Source organism: Planococcus kocurii, assembly GCF_001465835.2.
Lineage (GTDB): Bacteria > Bacillota > Bacilli > Bacillales_A > Planococcaceae > Planococcus > Planococcus kocurii.
This window is the reverse complement of the sequence record NZ_CP013661.2, coordinates 1,462,706-1,482,525: the sequence shown is the minus strand read 5'-3', so window position 1 is coordinate 1,482,525 and position 19,820 is coordinate 1,462,706. Positions and strand designations below refer to the sequence as shown.

Annotated in this window: 18 protein-coding genes; 11 read left to right on the top strand and 7 right to left on the bottom strand. The window is 40.2% G+C overall.

Translation table 11 applies throughout. The features are described from left to right. Position 1 precedes the first annotated feature (1 nt). Both AUO94_RS07245 and AUO94_RS07240 read left to right on the top strand, forming a co-directional pair. Positions 2-733 carry an ABC transporter ATP-binding protein gene (locus AUO94_RS07245; RefSeq protein ID WP_058386590.1) on the top strand — a complete coding sequence of 244 codons (732 nt, stop codon included), beginning with the start codon at positions 2-4 and terminating at the stop codon, positions 731-733. Further along, positions 730-1,479: an ABC transporter permease gene (locus AUO94_RS07240; RefSeq protein WP_058386589.1), complete on the top strand. Its 750-nt coding sequence runs from the start codon at positions 730-732 to the stop codon at positions 1,477-1,479. The genes AUO94_RS07245 and AUO94_RS07240 overlap by 4 nt, the downstream gene beginning before the upstream one ends. Positions 1,480-1,526: 47 nt before the next feature. Here the strand turns inward: AUO94_RS07240 and AUO94_RS07235 are convergent, their stop codons facing one another. After that, entirely contained in the window at positions 1,527-2,588 is a 1,062-nt protein-coding gene (locus AUO94_RS07235) for a saccharopine dehydrogenase family protein (RefSeq protein WP_058386588.1), read from the bottom strand. Positions 2,589-2,843: 255 nt separating this feature from the next. On the opposite strand from AUO94_RS07235, the gene AUO94_RS07230 reads away from it, so the two are divergent. The 5 genes from AUO94_RS07230 (at position 2,844) to AUO94_RS07210 (ending at position 8,877) form a co-directional block, all read left to right on the top strand. Beyond that, on the top strand, positions 2,844-3,236 hold the full coding sequence (locus tag AUO94_RS07230) for a DUF485 domain-containing protein (protein WP_082707510.1): 393 nt from the start codon (positions 2,844-2,846) through the stop codon (positions 3,234-3,236). Then, positions 3,233-4,768 (top strand): solute symporter family protein, encoded by a 1,536-nt coding sequence (locus AUO94_RS07225; RefSeq protein WP_058386587.1) that lies wholly within the window; start codon positions 3,233-3,235, stop codon positions 4,766-4,768. The genes AUO94_RS07230 and AUO94_RS07225 overlap by 4 nt, the downstream gene beginning before the upstream one ends. A 119-nt stretch (positions 4,769-4,887) precedes the next feature. Then, positions 4,888-5,892, top strand: a complete 1,005-nt coding sequence (locus AUO94_RS07220; protein ID WP_058386586.1) for a S8 family peptidase — start codon at positions 4,888-4,890, stop codon at positions 5,890-5,892. Between the two features lie 272 nt (positions 5,893-6,164). Next, the gene (locus AUO94_RS07215; RefSeq protein ID WP_470382024.1) at positions 6,165-7,781 is read left to right on the top strand and encodes an ABC transporter substrate-binding protein; all 1,617 of its coding nucleotides are present in this window, start codon (positions 6,165-6,167) and stop codon (positions 7,779-7,781) included. 16 nt (positions 7,782-7,797) lie between these two features. Beyond that, positions 7,798-8,877, top strand: a complete 1,080-nt coding sequence (locus AUO94_RS07210) for a M42 family metallopeptidase (RefSeq protein WP_058386584.1) — start codon at positions 7,798-7,800, stop codon at positions 8,875-8,877. 51 nt (positions 8,878-8,928) lie between these two features. Here AUO94_RS07210 and AUO94_RS07205 read toward each other — a convergent pair whose 3' ends face one another. Further along, on the bottom strand, positions 8,929-9,846 hold the full coding sequence (locus AUO94_RS07205) for a sensor domain-containing diguanylate cyclase (protein ID WP_237150190.1): 918 nt from the start codon (positions 9,844-9,846) through the stop codon (positions 8,929-8,931). Positions 9,847-9,888: 42 nt separating this feature from the next. Next, positions 9,889-11,913, bottom strand: a complete 2,025-nt coding sequence (locus AUO94_RS07200; RefSeq protein WP_058386583.1) for a sensor domain-containing phosphodiesterase — start codon at positions 11,911-11,913, stop codon at positions 9,889-9,891. Between the two features lie 557 nt (positions 11,914-12,470). On the opposite strand from AUO94_RS07200, the gene AUO94_RS17690 reads away from it, so the two are divergent. Beyond that, positions 12,471-12,593 carry a hypothetical protein gene (locus tag AUO94_RS17690; protein WP_257721245.1) on the top strand — a complete coding sequence of 41 codons (123 nt, stop codon included), beginning with the start codon at positions 12,471-12,473 and terminating at the stop codon, positions 12,591-12,593. A 96-nt stretch (positions 12,594-12,689) separates the two neighbouring features. Next, the gene (locus AUO94_RS07195; RefSeq protein ID WP_058386582.1) at positions 12,690-13,538 is read left to right on the top strand and encodes a mechanosensitive ion channel family protein; all 849 of its coding nucleotides are present in this window, start codon (positions 12,690-12,692) and stop codon (positions 13,536-13,538) included. A 282-nt stretch (positions 13,539-13,820) separates the two neighbouring features. On the opposite strand, the gene AUO94_RS07190 is transcribed toward AUO94_RS07195, so the two are convergent. Beyond that, on the bottom strand, positions 13,821-14,297 hold the full coding sequence (locus AUO94_RS07190; RefSeq protein WP_058386581.1) for a DUF948 domain-containing protein: 477 nt from the start codon (positions 14,295-14,297) through the stop codon (positions 13,821-13,823). Between the two features lie 214 nt (positions 14,298-14,511). Between AUO94_RS07190 and coaW the strand changes: the two genes are divergently transcribed. Beyond that, the gene (gene coaW, locus AUO94_RS07185; RefSeq protein ID WP_058386580.1) at positions 14,512-15,327 is read left to right on the top strand and encodes a type II pantothenate kinase; all 816 of its coding nucleotides are present in this window, start codon (positions 14,512-14,514) and stop codon (positions 15,325-15,327) included. Between the two features lie 73 nt (positions 15,328-15,400). Here the strand turns inward: coaW and AUO94_RS07180 are convergent, their stop codons facing one another. The 3 genes from AUO94_RS07180 to AUO94_RS07170 form a co-directional block, all read right to left on the bottom strand. Then, a complete protein-coding gene (locus AUO94_RS07180) occupies positions 15,401-15,946 on the bottom strand; it encodes an MFS transporter (protein WP_058386579.1) in 546 nt (181 codons plus the stop codon). Next, positions 15,943-17,373: an FAD-binding oxidoreductase gene (locus tag AUO94_RS07175; protein ID WP_058386578.1), complete on the bottom strand. Its 1,431-nt coding sequence runs from the start codon at positions 17,371-17,373 to the stop codon at positions 15,943-15,945. Before AUO94_RS07175 ends, AUO94_RS07180 begins: the two co-directional genes overlap by 4 nt. A gap of 281 nt (positions 17,374-17,654) precedes the next feature. Further along, positions 17,655-18,212: a nitroreductase family protein gene (locus tag AUO94_RS07170; RefSeq protein WP_058386983.1), complete on the bottom strand. Its 558-nt coding sequence runs from the start codon at positions 18,210-18,212 to the stop codon at positions 17,655-17,657. 154 nt (positions 18,213-18,366) lie between these two features. Here AUO94_RS07170 and AUO94_RS07165 point away from each other — a divergent pair, with 154 nt between their 5' ends. Continuing rightward, complete coding sequence (locus AUO94_RS07165; protein WP_058386577.1) at positions 18,367-19,770, top strand: protoporphyrinogen oxidase; 1,404 nt, start codon at positions 18,367-18,369, stop codon at positions 19,768-19,770. Positions 19,771-19,820: the final 50 nt, after the last annotated feature.

The window sequence follows — 19,820 nt, the reverse complement described above, 5'->3', positions numbered from 1 at the left end:
CATGACGATAACTTATAAGCCGGCAATTCATTTCAATCACGTTGATTTTTCATTTGCAAAAACTCCTGTGTTAAAAGAGATTACCGGCTCTTTTCCAGAAGGAAAAATTACGACGCTGGTCGGTCCATCGGGGGCAGGAAAGACAACGCTTTTAAAATTGTGCAACGGCTTATTGTCGACTCAATCGGGAGAAGTTTATATAAAAGACCGGCCGATTGAAAGCTATGAGCCCGTCAAACTGCGTCGCTTAGTCGGAATAGCGCTTCAAAGTGCACCGATGATAACCGGCAGTGTCTATGAGAATTTAAGCTTGCCGCTAGAATTACAAGGCAACTCTTTATCTAAAGAGGAAGCAATTGAATTATTGCATGACGTTGGACTAGAAGAAGAGTTGATGGACAGGAAAGTGAAAGACTTGTCCGGTGGTCAACGCCAAAAGGTTTCAATTGCGAGAACACTCGTCAACAAACCGACAGTTTTACTGCTTGACGAAATCACTTCTTCTTTAGATCGGACGTCCTTACGGGAAATTGAAGAACTGATCGTCAAAATTAACCGGAAATACGGCACGACCATCATCTGGATTACGCATAATCTTCAACAAGCGCTTGAAATTGGGGATTATACGTGGGTAATGATGGATGGTGAAGTCGTGGAAACAGGAGAAAGTGATTTACTCAATGATCCTGTCAATGACAGAGTTCGGCAGTTTGTTAAGGGGGAGGCAGAATGAGTTACTTAACTTTATCCATTACCCTCATTTTTGTAGCGATTCCTCTCTTATTGTCCAAGACCTTAAACCTCGGCTTAGAAAAAGATACAATTATCGCAACTTTACGTTCGATTGTGCAGTTGTTAGCAGTCGGTTACGTCTTGAAATTCGTTTTTGATTCGGAAAGCCTCATCTATATTTTCTTGATGGTTGGCTTAATGATTGTAGCAGCTACACATAACGCCCAGAAAAAAGGATCGGCGATTCGAGGCATTACGATAAAAGTAGCCGTCACCTTACTATCTGTAGAAGTATTGACGCAAAGTATTTTACTTGGCTTTGCCATTACACCGGCTACGGCCCAATACATTATTCCCATTAGCGGAATGGTTATCGGAAATTCCATGGTGTTGTCGATTTTGTTCCTGAATCGTTTTACAGCAGAAGTCGAGTCAAATCAAGACCAAACAGAGCTAATTTTGTCTCTTGGTGGAACGCCGAAACAGGCAATCCATAGACAATTGATCACAGCCATAAAGGCTAGCATGATTCCGACAATTGAAAGCCAGAAAACGGTAGGACTCGTTCAGCTACCAGGAATGATGAGTGGACAAATTATTGCAGGGGCAGATCCAATTCAAGCCGTTCAATTCCAATTGCTCATCATGTTCTTATTGCTGACAACCGCTGCTGTAACGAGTGTTATGCTTGGTTTCTTGTCGTATCCGACGCTTTTTAACCAACGCATGCAGTTAATAAAAAAATGATTTTGATTCAGAGAAAAGGCACATTCGATTACCGAATGTGCCTTTTCTTATGAAGGGTAAAACGTATCGAGTTCAAAAGATCCAGAACCAGGCAATCCTTCGATAAGGCTTGAACCGAAAAGACCCGCTGGAGTGTAATAGCCGCCTTCAATTTTTTCGATTAGCAAGCGGCGTACAATTTCCAGTGAACTGTAGATCGTTAAATCATAGACGTTGGCCGTTTGAATTCGTGCAACTTTTTTAACGCCTTCATGATTGATCGCTTCTCCCCAAATGTAAGCAGGAGAACTGGCGCGATTTTTGTGATCAGGACCTGTCACTTTTTGCTCTACTAGCTTTTGCAGTTTTTGCTTCACCCAGTCTGTCGCGAGTAGCTGTCCTGTTGAACCTACTAGACGGGCGCTATAGATTTGTGACTTGGGCAGTGGAATCCAAGTAGAGATGTTCGGAATGCCTGTTGTGTAGAAAGCAGTCGAGACATCGCCCCAAGGAATGCCCATAGCGGAGCGGGAACCTCGACCAAAATCGATGGTCCGCTGTTGTTTGCCGAGCGGGACGGTTTCCAAGATACCTTCTTTTCTATGCATGCTACCAGAACCCAAGCCTTGAATCATGGTTTTAAATGTTCCCGGTGAAACGCCAGAATCTGAATCAAAGCCGAGTGCTAGGTTAACTGCATCCGGTAACTCTTCTTTTAATTTCAAGGCAATGCAGTCTGTTGGCACGATGTCAAAGCCGACACCTGAACATAAAATGATGGCTCTTTCGACAGCTTGAGTGTGTAAGAAATGAGTATGTTCAAAGACAGAAACCTCGCCTGTAATGTCTAAGTAATGTGTTTTTGAAGATAGACAAGCTTGAATCATCGGTTCACTCGTTAGTTGAAACGGACCGGCACAGTGAAGAACCAAATCAATTTCTTCTAGTTGCTCTGCTGCGTGTTCATCTAATGGAAAAGCTTGGAAATTTAATGATAATTCTTCTGCTAAGGCCTGAATTTTTTTGGCACTACGCCCTCCAAGTACAGGAGACATACCTCTCCTTACCGCTTCTCTAGCAATCAACTCACCTGTGTAGCCATTTGCCCCGTAAATCATCCATTTTTTCATTTCATCGGCTCCTTACTTTTAGCTCCTCTATAGGTATTCTGGAAAACCTAAAGAAATCCTTTGTTCAGTTGTACTGATCGCATTAATAGAGGGCAACAAACTGTTTGCAAAATGAATTTGTATGTTAATGACGAAGCATAAAAGCTGAAAAGAATAAGTGATATATTTACATTTTTTAGAAATAATTATTGACTATAAAAATGAGGGGTGCTTTAATTATTTATGTATTCAGAAAAATAAAAAGGAGTGAGAGATTTGACGAAGGAAATTGCAGGAAGTGAAACCCATAGTAAAAAAAACGACGAAGAGCACGTGCGTGCCAGACAGTCTGGTGGCATGCCTGATTTCGAAAAGATAGAAAATTCATCAAGTTTCAGGGAATTAATGAGCAGAAAAAAGCGCTTTTTGATTCCGACAACAATTCTGTTTTTAGGACTTTATCTTTTGTTTAATATTGTTATTTCGTATACAACTTGGTTGAACGCAACTTTTATTGGAGATATCACATGGGTATGGGTTTTTGCTTTCGGATTGTTTGCAATGACGTGGATTCTTGTAACTGTTTATATGAGACGTGCGGCGAAGTTCGATGAAATGGCTAAAGCCACGTTGAAGGAATTTGACTATGACGAGGAGGAACCTAAATGAATGTTACGGTTATAGCCATTTTCGTTTTTATTGTTGGGATTACGCTTGTTATTACTTATTTTGCAGCGAAACGAACGAATTCTGCTAGTGATTTCTACACAGCAGGAGGCGGGTTAACTGGTTGGCAAAATGGACTAGCTATTGCTGGGGACTATTTGTCAGCAGCCTCTTTTCTAGGAATTGCCGGAGCCATCGCTTTGTTTGGTTTTGATGGGTTCTTGTTTTCTATCGGTTATTTGGTAGCGTATTTGGTCGTTCTTTTCATCGTGGCTGAACCGCTCCGTAATTTAGGGAAGTATACGCTTGCAGACATGATTAACGCACGCTTTAATGCGAAAAAAGTTCGCGGAGCAGCAGCGTTAAGTTCCATTACCATCGTTATTTTCTACATGATTGCCCAATTGGTTGGGGCGGGGGCATTGATTCAATTGCTGTTTGGCATTGATTACATATGGGCTGTTCTGCTTGTTGGCATTATGATGACTATTTATGTATTGTTCGGTGGGATGACAGCCACAAGTTGGGTGCAGATTATCAAGGCAGTGCTGTTGATGATTGGTACGGTTATCTTGTCTTTCCTCGTACTGAAGAATTTCAACTTCAATATTTTAGAAATGTTTACGCAAATGAAGACGGCAACGCCGCACGGAGAAGCTTATTTAAGTCCTGGTGTAAAATACAAAATTCCACTAGATACCATTTCATTAATGCTGGCTTTGGTCTTGGGAACTGCAGGGCTGCCGCACATTCTGATGCGTTTCTTTACTGTTAAAGACGCCAAAACGGCAAGAAGCTCAGTGATGTGGGCTACATGGATTGTTGGGATTTTCTATGTCATGACCATCTTCCTTGGTTTTGGGGCAGCCGCTTTTGTCGGATCTGATTTGATTACTGCGACAAACCCAGCCGGAAATATGGCAGCACCGCTTCTTGCCCAAGCGCTAGGTGGCGACGTATTGATGTCGTTCATTTCAGCAGTGGCATTCGCAACGATTCTTGCAGTAGTAGCAGGACTAGTTTTGACAGGTGCATCAGCGTTTGCTCATGATATTTATGGTCAAATTATCAAAAAAGGCCAAGCAACCGAACATCAGCAAATGTTGGCTGCTCGTTATGCCTCTCTTGGCGTATCGGCGTTTTCTATCCTGCTAGCGATTTTTGCACAAAGTTTGAACGTTGCATTCCTAGTATCGCTAGCATTTTGTATTGCAGCTAGCGCTAATCTACCGGTTATCATTTACACGATTTTCTGGAAACGCTTTAATACAACCGGTGCGGTATCAGCGATTTTAACGGGCTTAATTTCGGCTTTGGTGCTCGTATCACTCAGCCCAAGCGTAATGAGTCCTGAAGCGGGAGCAGCAATTTTTGTCGGTGATCCGATCTTCCCATTAACCAATCCTGCTTTGTTCTCTGTGCCGCTTGGATTTATCGGCGGTTGGGTCGGAACGATGCTATCAAAAGAACGCGATCTCAAGAAATACTCCGAGGTCAATGTCCGTGCAAATACCGGCGGCTTTAGACAATTATAAAAAAAGGGAAATCGATGCCTTAACGGGCATCGATTTTTTTGTGAATAATAAAGGATTTAGAAAGACTGCGACGAATTAGGACAGTAAGAAAAAAATCGGAAGTTAAGGGAGTGACATAAATGGCGAAGTTACATTTAATTCCTTACCGCGTAGAAGAAGTAACTGAAAGACCCCCGCAAATTCCAGAAGGAGTATGCATGATTGAAGCTCCAGAAGTTTGGGAAGCGGCAGAAAAAGGACAGGGAACAATCATTGCCATTTTAGATACAGGCTGTCAAAAGGATCATCCTGACTTGCAAGACCGAATCATTGGTGGAAAGAATTTTACACCAGATTTTAATGGAGATGCATCGAATTTTGATGATAATAATGGTCATGGCACACATGTAGCCGGAACAGTCGCAGCTTCCTATAGAAAAGAAGGGGGAATAGCGGGAGTGGCACCATCTGCTCAGTTGCTGATAATCAAAGTGTTGGCGGGTGAAGGTGGCGGAGAATACCAAGGAATTATCGACGGCATTCAATTTGCGATTGATTGGAGAGGGCCAAACGGAGAGGCAGTAACAGTCATTTCGATGTCGCTCGGTGGTCCAGAAGATGTAGTTGAACTTCATGACGTAATCAAGCGTTCTGTAGGTGCAGGAATACCCGTTGTCTGTGCGGCAGGCAATGAAGGAGATGACGCATACGATACGAACGAATTTGCTTATCCAGGAGCATACGGAGAAGTAATTCAAGTAGGAGCAGTGAATTTTCAGCGCAAGATTGCGAATTTCAGTAATACGAATGATGAAATCGATTTGGTAGCTCCAGGTGTCGATATCTATTCAACCTTCCCAGGAGGAAAATACGCCAGTTTGTCAGGCACTTCAATGGCGACACCGCATGTGTCCGGCGCTTTAGCCTTAATTAAAAATATTGCAGAAAAAGAATTTGCCCGTGAACTGACAGAAGCTGAATTATACGCTCAACTAGTTCGACGCACGATACCGCTTGGCTATCCAAAAACGGCAGAAGGAAATGGCTTGTTGTCATTGGATATTTTGAATAAAATCGAGCAATTGTTTAAAGTGATGAACAAATCGTATCGTGCAAATGAAAAAACAGATCCAAGAAAGTTATAATGAGCAAAGCCATCCCAGTCAAGACGCGCGGATGGCTTTTTTATGCTAAAAATTAAATGAGCGCGTTAAACGAAGAGCTTCACGAACGTATCTCTTAAAAACTTAATAAACAGAATAAATAAATATTAATTTGATAATTCGTTTTTAAATGATTATACTTTAAATATCTTCTTTTTGTCTGTGAATTGACTAGATTAAGTTCCGTTATGCAGAAGAAAGACGCTAAAAACAGTCGAGGAGGAAAAAGAGTGAAGAAAAAAACGCATCGATCCATGTATCTTTTACTGATGTTGGTTTTATTGCTTACGGCTTGTTCTGGACAAACGGAAACCACAAGTTCAGAAAATGATGGAAAAGAAATGACAGAAGAAGATAAGCAAGGTGGCACATTGATTTATGGTCGCGGAGCTGACTCTGTCGGATTGGATCCAATCAATGTAACAGATGGTGAGTCCATCCGAGTCACTCACAATGTTTTCGAAACGTTGTTGGAATACGATCAAAATTTAGAATTGCAGCCGAAATTGGCAACTGAGTATAGTTCGAGTGAAGATGGGTTGACTTGGACATTCCAATTGCGTGAAGGCGTCAAATTCCACGATGGAACTGACTTTAATGCAGACGCTGTAGTCTTTAACTTTGAACGATGGATGGACCCTGAAAATCCTTACCACCAAGGAGATTTCGCTTATTATCCATTCCTCTACGGCGGATTTAAAGGAGATGAAAACCACTTAATCGAGTCTGTCAAAGCAACAAAGGAGCATGAACTCGAAATCAAATTGACACGCAAAACTGCCCCATTCCTTAGTTATTTAGCTATTTCGATGTTCGGGATTGCAAGTCCAGCTGCTATTGAGCAGTATGGTGACAAATTGTACGAGCATCCGGTAGGCACTGGACCGTTCCAGTTTGAAGAGTGGAGCCGTAACAGTACCATTACCTTAGCGAAAAATCCGGAGTACTGGATGGATGGAAAACCTTATTTGGATAAACTTATCTATCAAGTAATCCCTGAAAATGCAGCACGATTGAACGCTCTGCAAACGGGAGAAATTGATGTCTTAGATGGAATGAACGCGGGTGATACGAATATTGTAGAAGAAACAGAAGGGCTAGAGCTGCAGAAGCGTCCAAGCTTCAATATCGGCTACATGGCCTTCAATATGGAAAAAGAACCGTTTGATGATCCATTAGTCCGAAAAGCAATCAATATGGCAATCAATAAAGAAGAAATTGTAGATGCATTCTATAATGGGTTAGCGGACACTGCAACGAGTCCATTGCCTCCTTCACTATGGAGTCATGATGATACGTTGAAAAAATACGATTACAATGTCGAAGAAGCGAAAAAGCTATTAGCTGAAGCAGGATTCGCAGATGGTTTTAAAACGGAATTGTACACAATGAGCAATCCGCGTCCTTATTTGCCGGAACCAATGAAAATTGCTGAAGCAATCCAGTCAGATTTGGCTGAGATTGGAATTACAGCTGAAATCGTCTCGATGGAATGGGCAACTTATTTAGAAGACACGAAAAATGGCAAGCATAGTATGGCTATGTACGGTTGGACGGGTGTCATGGCAGATCCTGATAATTTCTTGTATCCCAACTTAAGTAAAACCAATGCACAAGTGCCGGCACAGAATATCGCCTTCTATAAGAGCGATGAATTTACTGGATTAATTACAGAAGCTCGTGAAACCATTGATCAAGACAAGCGGACTGAGCTTTATAAAGAAGCGCAAGCATTGTTCCAAGAAGATGCACCGTGGGTAATGCTCGCTTATACGACTCCACCGCTCGCACAAAGCGACTATGTCGAAGATTATAAACCGCATCCGATGAGTAATGATTTAATGACGGATGTCTATTTATCAAATCAATAATGGGAGTGGATGATTTTTGTACGAATTGCTGAAAAATCTATGTGAATTAGTAGGACCAAGTGGTTTTGAACAAGATGTTCAGCGCTTTATCAAGGAGGAAATACAGCACAAAGTAGATAGGTTGCAAGTCGATGCGCTAGGTAACTTAATTGCGACAATAAAAGCGACAGATTCTCAGTTGCCATCTATTCTATTGGTAGCACATGCAGATGAAATTGGTTTTATCGTCAAAAAAATTGAAGCGAATGGGACCTTGCGTTTTGAACAACTCGGTGGATTCGATAACCGTGTGCTGTTAGCGCAGTCTGTAACGATTAAAGGTGCGAATGGGTATATTGAAGGGGTAATTGGCACTTTATCTGTCCATTATGTGAAGTGGGACAACCCGAACCGGATTACTTCTCATCGTGATTTGTACATCGACGTCGGTGCATCTACGGCCGAAGAAGTTCTTGAAATGGGCATTAAAGTTGGCCAGCCAATTAGCTATGGCAGCGGCTTGAAGTTAGTTGGAGATAAAAAACGCAATCGCGTAGTTGGCAAAGCACTTGATGACCGCGCAGGATGTGCTGTATTGATCGGACTAATCAATAAGATTCAAGCGAACAAAAAAGACAAGCACGGAGACATTTACTGTGTCTTTACGGTCCAAGAAGAAGTGGGGTTAAGGGGGGCTTCTGTATTATCACCGAATCTCAAACCGGATTTTGCGTTAGCAATCGATACGACACCGACTAGTGATACGTACGATGTTTTAATGACAGGAACGCGACTGCTCGGGAGTGGTCCTTGTATTAAAATCGCTGACAAGTCATTGATATCACATCCGCTGGTTACAGCACTTTTAGAAAAAGTCGCAGTAGAACAGAGCATTCCGCATCAACATGAAATTTTTATGGGTATTGGCACGGATGCCGGAGCTATTCATATGACGTCGACCGGAGTTTCGTCAGGCGTAGTATCTATTCCTTCGCGCTATACGCACACACCTATTGAAATTGTTGATTTGGATGATTTAGAGAATACAGTTCGATTAGTAGAAGCGTTCATTTTTGCTTCAAAGAGACTAGTCGGAAAGGATTTTTTAGACACGTGAATAAAAAAGCCAAGCGCCTATTATCAGGCGCTTGGCTTTTTGCATGAGTAGTTAAACGATAACTACTTGGTTTTTGCCTTTATCTTTTGCTCTATATAACGCATCGTCTACCCATTCAACCATGGAATTAAGTGAGAAATCGTTAGCAAAACTTTTACCGCCTATTGATACGGTGACGTTGATTTGGCAATTCTGTCCTTGGATTTTTAGTTGCTGAATTTCTTGGTTTAGTCTGTTCGCTATCATTTCTAATTCTACTTTGTTGGTGTTTGGTAACAGTATCGCAAACTCATCTCCACCTATACGTGCTGTAATATCAGAGAGTCTTACGGAATTTGTAATCTGAAGCGCCAACTTTTTTAAAACTTTGTCACCGACGGGATGACCGTGCGTGTCATTAATGCCTTTGAAATCGTCCGTGTCAATGTACAACAAAGATATCGGCGTCTTGTTTTGAAGAGCCAGATTTGCTTCTTTTGTGAGTTGCTCTTGGAAATAACGTCGATTAAAAAGTGCAGTCAGTGAATCCTTCTCTGCATATTCTTTCAATTGGAGTTCAAGAAGCTTTTGTTTTGTAATGTCTACATGACGAATGACTATCCCTTCAATCGCAATTTCATTTGCTTGAAGAGGGGTAGCTTGCATCGAAAACCATCTTTTTGTTGAAGAAGAATGACAAGGATATTCAAAATTGAAGCAATCTGCGTTTCCTGTTAAGATCGCCTGCAACCCTTGAAATACAGCAGGTTCTTCTGTGCAATGCTGTAGATAATTTATGCCAATACCACAGTTCGATAAAGTACCGCCGTTTGTTACGGCAAATCGATTCCATTCTTTGTTTGTAAAGCAGATGGTCCCATTCAAATCGATCAAACAGATTTGATCCTTTAAAGAATTCAGGATAGAATCATTTATTTTTGGGTCAATTGACAGAAAAGTATTAACTTGCGTTTCCAATACAATCAGCATCTTTCTATATAAGCGATAAGTTTGTGTGATATTCCCTACACACTATTCCCCCTTTTTTTGATTCGAAACACCTATATATTTTGTTAAGAAATCTTTTGGCAGCAAAGGCTTATCGTGAAAGTAGCCTTGGTGAATAGGGCATCCATTCGCTTGTAAAAATAGAGATTCTTCTTGTGTTTCTACGCCTTCTGCTAGTAATGTACAGCCAACCCCTTTTACAAATTGAATAAGAGATTTGAGAACAGCTTCGGATTTTTCATCCTGACCAATCTTGCTAACAAATGATTTATCTAGTTTAATTTTATCGATTGGATAGTCCATTAAATACGATAGCATCGAAAAGCCAGTGCCAAAATCGTCTAAAGCAATTGATATACCTTTTGACTGACAAGTTATCAAGTTAGCCAGAGTGATTTCCGAATAGGTCAATTCTACACTTTCGGTAATTTCAATTTCAATTTGTTCAGAGGATATCTGATTTTGCTCCATAAGTAGAAACAACTCTTTAAAGAATGTTTTACTTGAAAGTAAGGATGCTGTCACATTAATAGCAGTTTTAGGGAAAATGTCACCCTGATTTTTTGTGCAATTAATAAAAGAAAAGACATCCTTCAGCAGACAGTTTGTTAAATTTGAAATAGTACCTGTTTCTTCTGCGATCGTAATGAATTCAATTGGGGAAATAGGTCCGAGTGTTGGGTGATTCCATCTTGACAGTACTTCAACACCGACAAGTTCACCGGTATCACAATTAATTTGCGGTTGAACGACAAAGTAGAAACCAAGTTCTTTTACATTTCCTGACAAGCTCTTTTCAATTACTAGTCGTCGGTTCAAATCAACTCTCATACTTGGCTGGAAAAAGCAGCAAGAAGAACCGTTTTGCTTTTTAGCAGCACGCATAGCGGTCTCTGAGAAAGAAATTAGATTTTCAACACTATAGCTACCTTGTAAATAAGAATAGACACCAATACTCGCGTTCACCGTAATTGAGCGGAGATCTTCTAGAACGATAGGATGGGTAAAGAGTTCTCTAACCTTTTCTGCAAAGTGTATAATGTTTTCGTCTCCTCGATGCAAGTGAAGAAAGACTAGTTCGTCACCGTCGAGGCGTCCAACTAAATCTTTCTGATCAAGTAGTTTCTCCAAATTTTTCGCTATGCTTTTGATGATTTCGTCACCTGTTCGATGGTTATAAAGTGTATTGATGTATTTGAAGTTATCTAAGTTGATATAAAAGAGAGAAAAAGCTTTCTTTTCATATAGAATTTTTTCTAGTTCCTCCTCAAACTTTGTACGAGTCGGCCAATTAGTTAAATAATCGGTATAGGGAATCTTTTGGCGTTCGGCTTCTATGTTATAGTCACTATTATTTTTTTGGAAATATACAGCCAACCCACCATCTTTAACCGGGGATGCTTTGACATTGAACCAATTATTTAACGGAGCATAGAAATCTTTAAACTGAACAGTAACTCGTTTTTCCATAGCATGATTACATTTTGAATAAAATTCAGTTCCTACAGCTGCAGGAAAGCAATTCCAAAGGGTACGACCAATCATGTCTTCTTTTTTGCATTGAAAAACCTTTTCTGACTCTGAATTTAAAAAGTAAAACTTCATTTGATCGTCTAGAAGAAAAAAGGCATCCGTCATATTTTCAAGAATAACTTCTGTGTCTAAAGAAGGGGTTGCGGGTTTATTCGTTACCAATTGTTTATGCAAAATAATTCCCTTTGAATTATTAGTGAATAAAAACTGTTGATAATGCACAGATAAATAATCTATTTTTTCCTGTGTATAAAATAAGGATAACTGAAATTTTTCTTCTTCGACTCCAGTTAAGACATCTTTTAAACACTGAAGTTCGTTAAATTTATTCGATTTTTCTAAGCTATTAAAGTAGTTTTCTCCAACTTCCCAAAGAGCATTTTCCGTTTGATGCTTCTGACAATATTTTTTCCAATTTTGACTGGAATGGACAATGATGCCATCACTACTAAGGATAATGATGAAGTCTCCTAGTATTTCGGTTGATTTGTATAGTTGTAACTCTGTATTTTGCATACGTAATCATACCCACCAATCTCAAATTTACTTTAATGTGTTAAAAACATTGCTAAAGACTTTCAAATAACGTAAATACAGCTAAGGGAATGGATAGTTGTAATCATTAAAATAGGTGCAATTCTTTTGTCACTATTGAAAGAGACTTGCATCTATCTAATTGAAGTTTTCAAAGAAATTTAATAATTATAGTATAGGTAGAGTGAATACATATACTTATTGTATTCGGTATTAGTAACTAATTATATGAGTCTTATACCTAATTTGAAATAGGTATTTTTTTGCGATATATGATTTCCTTATGAATATTGAAATCGAATAATCCCGATTTAAAGTAAAAGAAGATTTTTTTATTTTTTTTTGCATGTAAAAAAAGGTCAAAAGAACTGTTTTAAGCTTGTTCAGTGGATTAATTGTTGATTGATTAGGGGTGTATCAACAATTTCAGTGTTCAAAGATAATCGACACATATGTCAGTAGTCGCCAATTTGTAAGATACTATTCATTTCAAGAAGTGCAAGTTGATACTCTATCTGTTATCTTGTTTGAGGTAGCTTATGTATAAGATTGAAACTCTCATTTTAGGAGACAAACTAAACTTCTCACAATATATTACTGAAGATACGGTAAGTGAAGAGTTTGCAAAAGAAAAGAAACCAAAAAACATTACCCAGAAATGAAATCAACTCTCCATCTATGTTATAAAGGAATATGAGTATGGAATACGATTGTGGTATAAAGATAGTGCTTTACCACAAAAAAGAAGGGATGATTTTTTGTTAGATGTTAAGAATTTTGATTGGGAAGCGCTTCTTTTTGGCGCAGGAGTAATTGCAGCTCAAATTATTGGGATTTTAGTTGCTTTTGTTTTAGTAAGAGCGATTGGGAAAAAACTAATAGATCGTTTCTTCGATAAGCTGTTAGTAAAAGGGGACGTTACAAAAGGTCGTGCGTTAACGCTTCAGAGCTTATCTGAAAATATTTTCTCTTACATTTTAATTTTTGTATTGGTGACTACCGTATTCAATATATTCGGTTTGTCTGTTGCAAGTCTCATTGCGGGCGCGGGGATTATTGGACTGGCGATAGGTTTCGGAGCGCAGGGACTTGTTAGTGACGTGGTTACAGGGTTCTTTTTATTGCTCGAAAAACAACTGGATGTTAATGATTACGTAACGGTTGGGAGTATCGATGGCATTGTGGAAGCAGTCGGACTAAGAACGACAAAGATCCGCAGTTTCGATGGCACCTTGAACTATATTCCGAACCGGGACATTATGACAGTCAGCAATCATTCGCGTGGCAATATGCGAGCGTTAGTCGATATTGGTATCTCCTACGATGAAAACATTGACGAAGCGATGGCAGTCATACAAGCGGCTTGCACGCATGTGGCAACCGAAGACGTAGGAATCGTTGAAGGACCTGATGTTATTGGGGTACAGGCATTTGGTGCGTCGGACGTGACTTTACGCGTTATTGCAAAAGCAAAAAACGGCGAGCAGTGGGCGGTAGAGCGCCATTTGCGTAAAGCTATTAAAGAGGCGTTGGATACAAACGGTATTGAAATTCCATTTCCTCATCAAGTAAATATCCAAAAAAATGGTGGGGCTTTAGAAAGTTAACTACAGTATAAGTTGAACAATAGAACCCCCGCTTCGGTCGCTTGGGCACAGCTCCAGCAAGAACCCCCGCCCGTGGACGCGCCGGCGCTAAGTAACTTGTTGAGTAAGAAGGTATTGTCTATTTTTCCGTTGTGAACGAGAAGATATGGCACAAATCCTTAGCAACTGGAAATCACTAGTTCAACCGATATAAACAGAAATAAAAAAAGCGATAAAAACAGTTTTGAGGTAGTGAAAAAGGCAGCCAAAATGGCTGCCTTTTTACGTCCGATTACTTATTTACTAATAGTGTTTAGTATCAGAGAAGGAAGTTGAAGAATGAGTAACATCGCTTCTTTTGGTTATATTGCGGTTTTCCAATGCAACGAGTAGCTTCATCGCCCCGTTGCTCCACTGGTTAACTTCCGCAATATTGTCTCGATTATGGTCTACGCGTGATGCAATATTCCCTGTAATTGCCCGCACTGAAGCATTTAAGTCGATAACTGAGTTCACGGTACCTTTTCCGGCATCCATCAAAGCAGTGATTTTTTCGGATTTCATTTGCATATCTTCTTTCAGCTCGTTGGCATTATGCGACAGACTTGTTGTTTCGAGTTGAAGTTTGCCCATTCGATCTTTCAGATTGTTGGCGGAACCTTTCATCTTTTTCAGCGGTTCTTTCATGCCTACTATCAGCATAACCACACCAATAATTGCGATGATCAGTGCCACGACAAAGATTGCGAGTGCTATGTAAAGCCACAGTGCATAGTCCATCTTTTTTCCTCCTCTATTCCATTCATGTCTTGAGTATGTTATACCCGTTAAACTTCAGTGATTAACATCCTATTATAGAAGAAAAGAATCTTCATTTCTAGAGCGCATTTGAAACCTTTCCCATAATATAAATGAGTATGGTAGAATTTCATCATATGTCTATAATATTATCTGGCATTTTTCTAGGGAGATGCGAGAAAGAGCAGGTGCGGAAATGATTGTTGGAATAGATGCAGGCGGTACGTTAATCAAAGTGGCGTATACCAACAAAGGGGAAATCCATTTTGAAAAACACCCAATTGCTGAAATTGAGCAAGTTGCCGACTGGGTAAACGGCCTTGGTGACAGTGAAGTTTGTGTAACAGGTGGAAGGTCGGGCGTACTGGTTTCTTTGCTCAACCAACCAGCACAGGAAATGGTCGAGTTTGAAGCTACTCATCTAGGTGTACAAGTTCTTCTCAAAGAGATGGGTCGTTTAGAAGATGCTTATTTGGTGACGAATGTTGGAACCGGCACTTCTATCCACTGCATTCAAGATAATGTCCATGAACGTTTGGGCGGCACGGGTGTTGGTGGAGGAACGTTGATTGGCTTGAGCCATTTGTTGACCGGTGTTACCCGCTACGACGAAATTGTTTCTCTAGCCAGACAAGGTTCCCGTGAACGAATCGATTTGAAAGTTAAGCATATCTATGAAGGCAAAGAGCCTCCTATCTCAGGAGAGCTGACAGCTAGTAACTTTGGACAAAACTTGTTTGCCATTTCAAAAGATTTGACGAAAGAAGAGCTATTAGCGACGGTTATTGGTCTAGTTGGTGAAACAGTCAGCACAGTGAGTGTACAAGCGGCTCGACAATGTAGAAGCTCGACCATCGTTTATATCGGCTCTTCTTTTATCGACAATCCGTTACTGAAAGAAGTAGTGACAAGCTATACGATTTTGCGCGGCTCTGTTCCTGTATTTCTCGATAATGGGGAATTTTCAGGAGCGATGGGAGCGATGTCTTCGTTAGCTAAAAAAAGGGGTTAGTTACCTGTTAAAAAGACGTCTATGCAGCCATCAAGATGGGTGCATAGACGTCTTTTAGTTTGGCGATGTTACATTATGATACCTCGACAGACTTTAATTTCATTAGCATTAAACCGCTCCAGGCAAAGATGACGGATGCTACATAAAAAATACTGGCAATCGTTAGAAAATCAACGAGATAACCCGTAGCAATAATAGCAACAGCTGCAGCGACAGAAGTCCAGACATGATAGTGGCCGATTTGCGTGCCAGCCATTTCTTTTGTAACATAGCGTGCTAAGACCGTTTTTTCAGAGTTTTTCTGGACAGCACCCAGCATCCCCATGAGAACTTGTAGAATATACACGTGCCAAACTTCAGAAGCTAGTGGGAAAAATAGCAAAAGAATCGCCATTCCCCAAGAATAAACAAAAAGTAACGTTTTATCGCCAACTTGGTCAGCGTATTTCCCAATCAGCGGATAACAAAGAGCAGCCGTCAACGCGAACAAGCCATATGCCCAGCCAAACTGAGCATAGCTGTCGCCAACATTACGAATCAGTAAAATGTAGAAAGGGAAAATCATACTGGACGCCATACCGATTGTGCCTTGATAATAAATAAAACGTTTATAGTTCATGGCCGATACTCCTCATAAAAGAGATTCATAAAGCGGTGATCCGGATCAAACTGGTCTTTCAACTCAAAGAATTCCTTGGTTCTCGGATAAGCTTCTTGCATTTGAGATTTTGTTGGGTAGCCGAAATAAGGTAAATAATAACTACCGTCGTGTGCGAGTGTCACATCAATCATATCCTGAACGACCTTTTCTGTTTCTTTTACACTTTTTGGATCGGTTCCTTGGTTAATGAGTAGCACCAGTGAAAACATGTCTTCTTTTGCATAAGATAAAACGGCATCCTCATTTTTCTCCACATAACGGATCGTGACATTTACTAAATTAAAGTCAGGACTGTTTTCAAGCACTGCTTTTAATGCCGGAATATAGTTTTCAAATTGATCTACAGGAACAAAATACTCCTGTAAAATTTCGGTTCTTCGGCTATTGTCGTACTCCATGAACTCAGAATCGGATCGCATAACATTGTTTCGCGATACGAGATTGCCATCGATTTGTTGTGTGTAGGTTTTTTGTGCATTCCAAAAGCTGTCTTTTCCAGCATCATTAATACGTGACAGCCCTAAGAAAAATTTCGGTACTGCTACTAGGTTTTCGGTTTTCAGCTTTTGGTATTGAGCAAGCTTTTGTTGATCTTGAGCTGACTTGTACGTAATGGTGTACATGTCTTCCATAAAAGATTCTGGAGCAATTGAAATTCGAGCTAGGTGCATTTTGGCATCGGGATCGTTGTGTACGTGTTGCTTGAAATAAGATGGGTAATCGCGATAGGACATGCTTGCCGTATCGGTTTCATACAACTCATCATCAGTCAGCTGTAGTGTGACGTCTAGAATAATACCAAACAAACCATAGCCACCAAGAACCGCATAAAACAACTCGCTATTTTCAGTAGGGCTTAGTTTGATAATGTCCCCGTTAGCATCTATTAGACGCATTGAAGAAACCGTATCAGTCAATCCACCATTTCGAATGTCCAAGCCATGTGCATTCACGCTCAGCGAACCACCAACTGTGAAGATGTTTTGCGATTGACTTACCTTTAGTGAAAAGCCATAAGGATTGATGGCTTCTTGAATGTCTGCCCACGTTGCTCCACTTTGCACAGTCACCGTTTTTGTTGCTTTATCAACGTTGACTATTTGGTTGTAGGGCTTCATATCCATCATGATACCGTTCGGATAAACTGTCTGTCCGCCTTGGCTATGTTGCATGCCTGCGATTGAGAGAACCTCTTCAGTTTTCTTTGCTTCTCGAACAATTTTCTGAAGCTCATCGTCAGTCGTACCTGACCGGACTGTTTTGATCTCGACAGGTAAAAGTCGTTGATGTAGTTCAGTTGCAGGGCCGTTTAGTTGTGTGGCATATAAATAAATAGACAAACCGAAAACAGATAGGTAGATAAGGATTATCCATGCAGCTTTCATAATACCTTCACCCTTTTTTTAGACTCTACGCTCTTTCTCTATAAGACCGTTACTAATTGAAATAGTTCCACTAATTAGTAAATAGTAGTAGGAATTTTAATTTTATTGATCGTGTCCGAGTTGTTGCAAATAAAAAGAGATGTTGCAGGCTGCAGCATCTCTTTTATATCGGGTTAAATAAGTGGCTAACTTACCATTATTCATAAAAAATATACTTTTCAATATTAAAAAAGTGAACTACCCAATAATTGGAGAAGTTTTAGAAAACAAGCTTAACGATGCTATTCACTAATAATTGTCAGTTTTTCACGGATATCAGTGCGTTGTTGTTTTGCCGGAATATGAGCAGGGTACCCAATCATCATAGTAGCGATAATTTTTTCGCCTGGTTTTACACCAAGGGCTTCACGGAATATAGGGTTGTAGATCCAGTCGTTAGAACGCCAAATCATACCAATGCCGCGTTGCCATGCAGCCAGTTGGAAATTTTGAAGCATCGATGAAACTGCACCGTAGTCTTCGTCCCATCTTCGTTGCCTTGGATCTTCAGGCATAACGACAACCAAATGAAGTGGAATACTCCGGAAGTAGTCGGCTTTGTTTAGTGCTTTTGGTGGAATTTCACCTTCTGGCGTTCGCATGGCTTCCATAAAAGCTTCAACGAATTTTTCTTTCCCAGCAGCTGTATACAATTGAAAGCGCCACGGCTCATTAACTTTATGGTTAGGCGCCCATTTGGCGACATTCAGCAGTTCGATAATTTCTTCCACGTTGATCGCATCATCCTTAAATTTCTTGATGGAGCGTCTTTCTATGATATTCTGATCAATAGCGTTCATCATTAAACGTCTCTCCCTTTCGCAAAAAATGCGGTTATCTATTCTTTATCCTAACACGCAGAGAGATTAAAAGTGTATCAAAAAAGACATGAACAATTAGGCTGACAACTGAAAGTGTTGGTAGAATATAAGTATAGGCAAGGAGTGGATTGAGTTGAAAAAAATTGTTGTAGTCGGCGGGGGAATTACGGGTCTTTCCGCAATGTATTATTTACAAAAACTAAACCTGAAAGAACATCTCGATATGGAGTTAGTACTGATTGAAGAAAAGGAACAATTAGGCGGGAAGATCAAAACGGTTAAAGACTCGGAATTTGTAATGGAAGTCGGGGCAGATTCTATCGTTGCACGTCATGCCAGTGTTCTGCCACTAATAGAAGAGTTAGGCTTGGAAAAACGGATGGTTTACAACGGCACAGGAATTTCATATTTATATGCCAATAATGTCCTGCATGCTATTCCGAAAGATACTGTTTTTGGTATTCCGATGAGTAAAGAGGCTTTGTTTAGTTCAACGCTTGTTTCTGACGACGGCAAAAAGAGAGCGTTAGAAGATTTAGATAGTATGAACGAAAGCTTTACGCGGGATAGCTCAATTGGGGATTTTCTCGAAGCTTTCTTAGGGAAAGAATTGGTTGAAAATCAGATTGCGCCTGTGTTATCGGGAGTCTATTCTGGAAACCTTCATGAATTGACCTTGGCATCGACATTACCTTATTTGGTTGATTACAAAAATAAGTATGGCAGTATCATAAAAGGATTCGAAGCCAATAAAGAATTTTTCCAAGGTGCGGCCAATAAAAAATTTATCTCATTTGATGGCGGTATGCAGGTGTTAATCGACGAATTGGAAAATAAGTTACACCATGCCCGTATAATTAAGGGAGTTGGAACCAAAGCCGTCAAAAAAGAAGCAGCACACTACCGAATAGAGCTTGAAGACGGCGAGACAATAGAAGCAGATTATGTAATTTTAGCAACGCCTCATCAAGTAGCGCAGCAACTTTTAGAAATAGCGGAGCTGGACACGGAATTTGATGAGTTTCTGAATTCGTCCTTGATTAGTGTCTATCTTGGATTTGATATTCCAGATGATCGACTGCCTGAAGATGGGACGGGATTCATTGTGTCGCAGGAAAGTGATTTGCAGTGCAATGCTTGTACGTGGACGAGTCGGAAGTGGCGTCATACGTCCACAAACCATAAATTACTCGTGCGCCTATTTTACAAGAGTTCACACCCATCTTACGGTAGGTTAAAGAGTTTAACAAAAGAAGAATTGACAGCGGTAGCGATGGAAGATGTCCGCAAAAGCTTAGGAATTGAAGATGTACCTTTGGCTGTCGAAGTGACTGGTTGGAAAAACTTAATGCCAAATTATCACATGGGCCATAAAACAGCTCTTAGTGCGTTAGAATTGAAAATGGAAGAATTGGTGCCGGGTATTAAATTAGCAGGTTCCTCTTATTTTGGTGTCGGAATCGGAGCATGTATTCAAAATGGCTCTGATTTGGCAGAAATTATCGCTAATAATCTAGCCGATCAAATTGAAGAGTAGAAAAAAGGCCAGCAATGGTCTTTTTTTAGGTTTAAAAACAATAAAAAGCC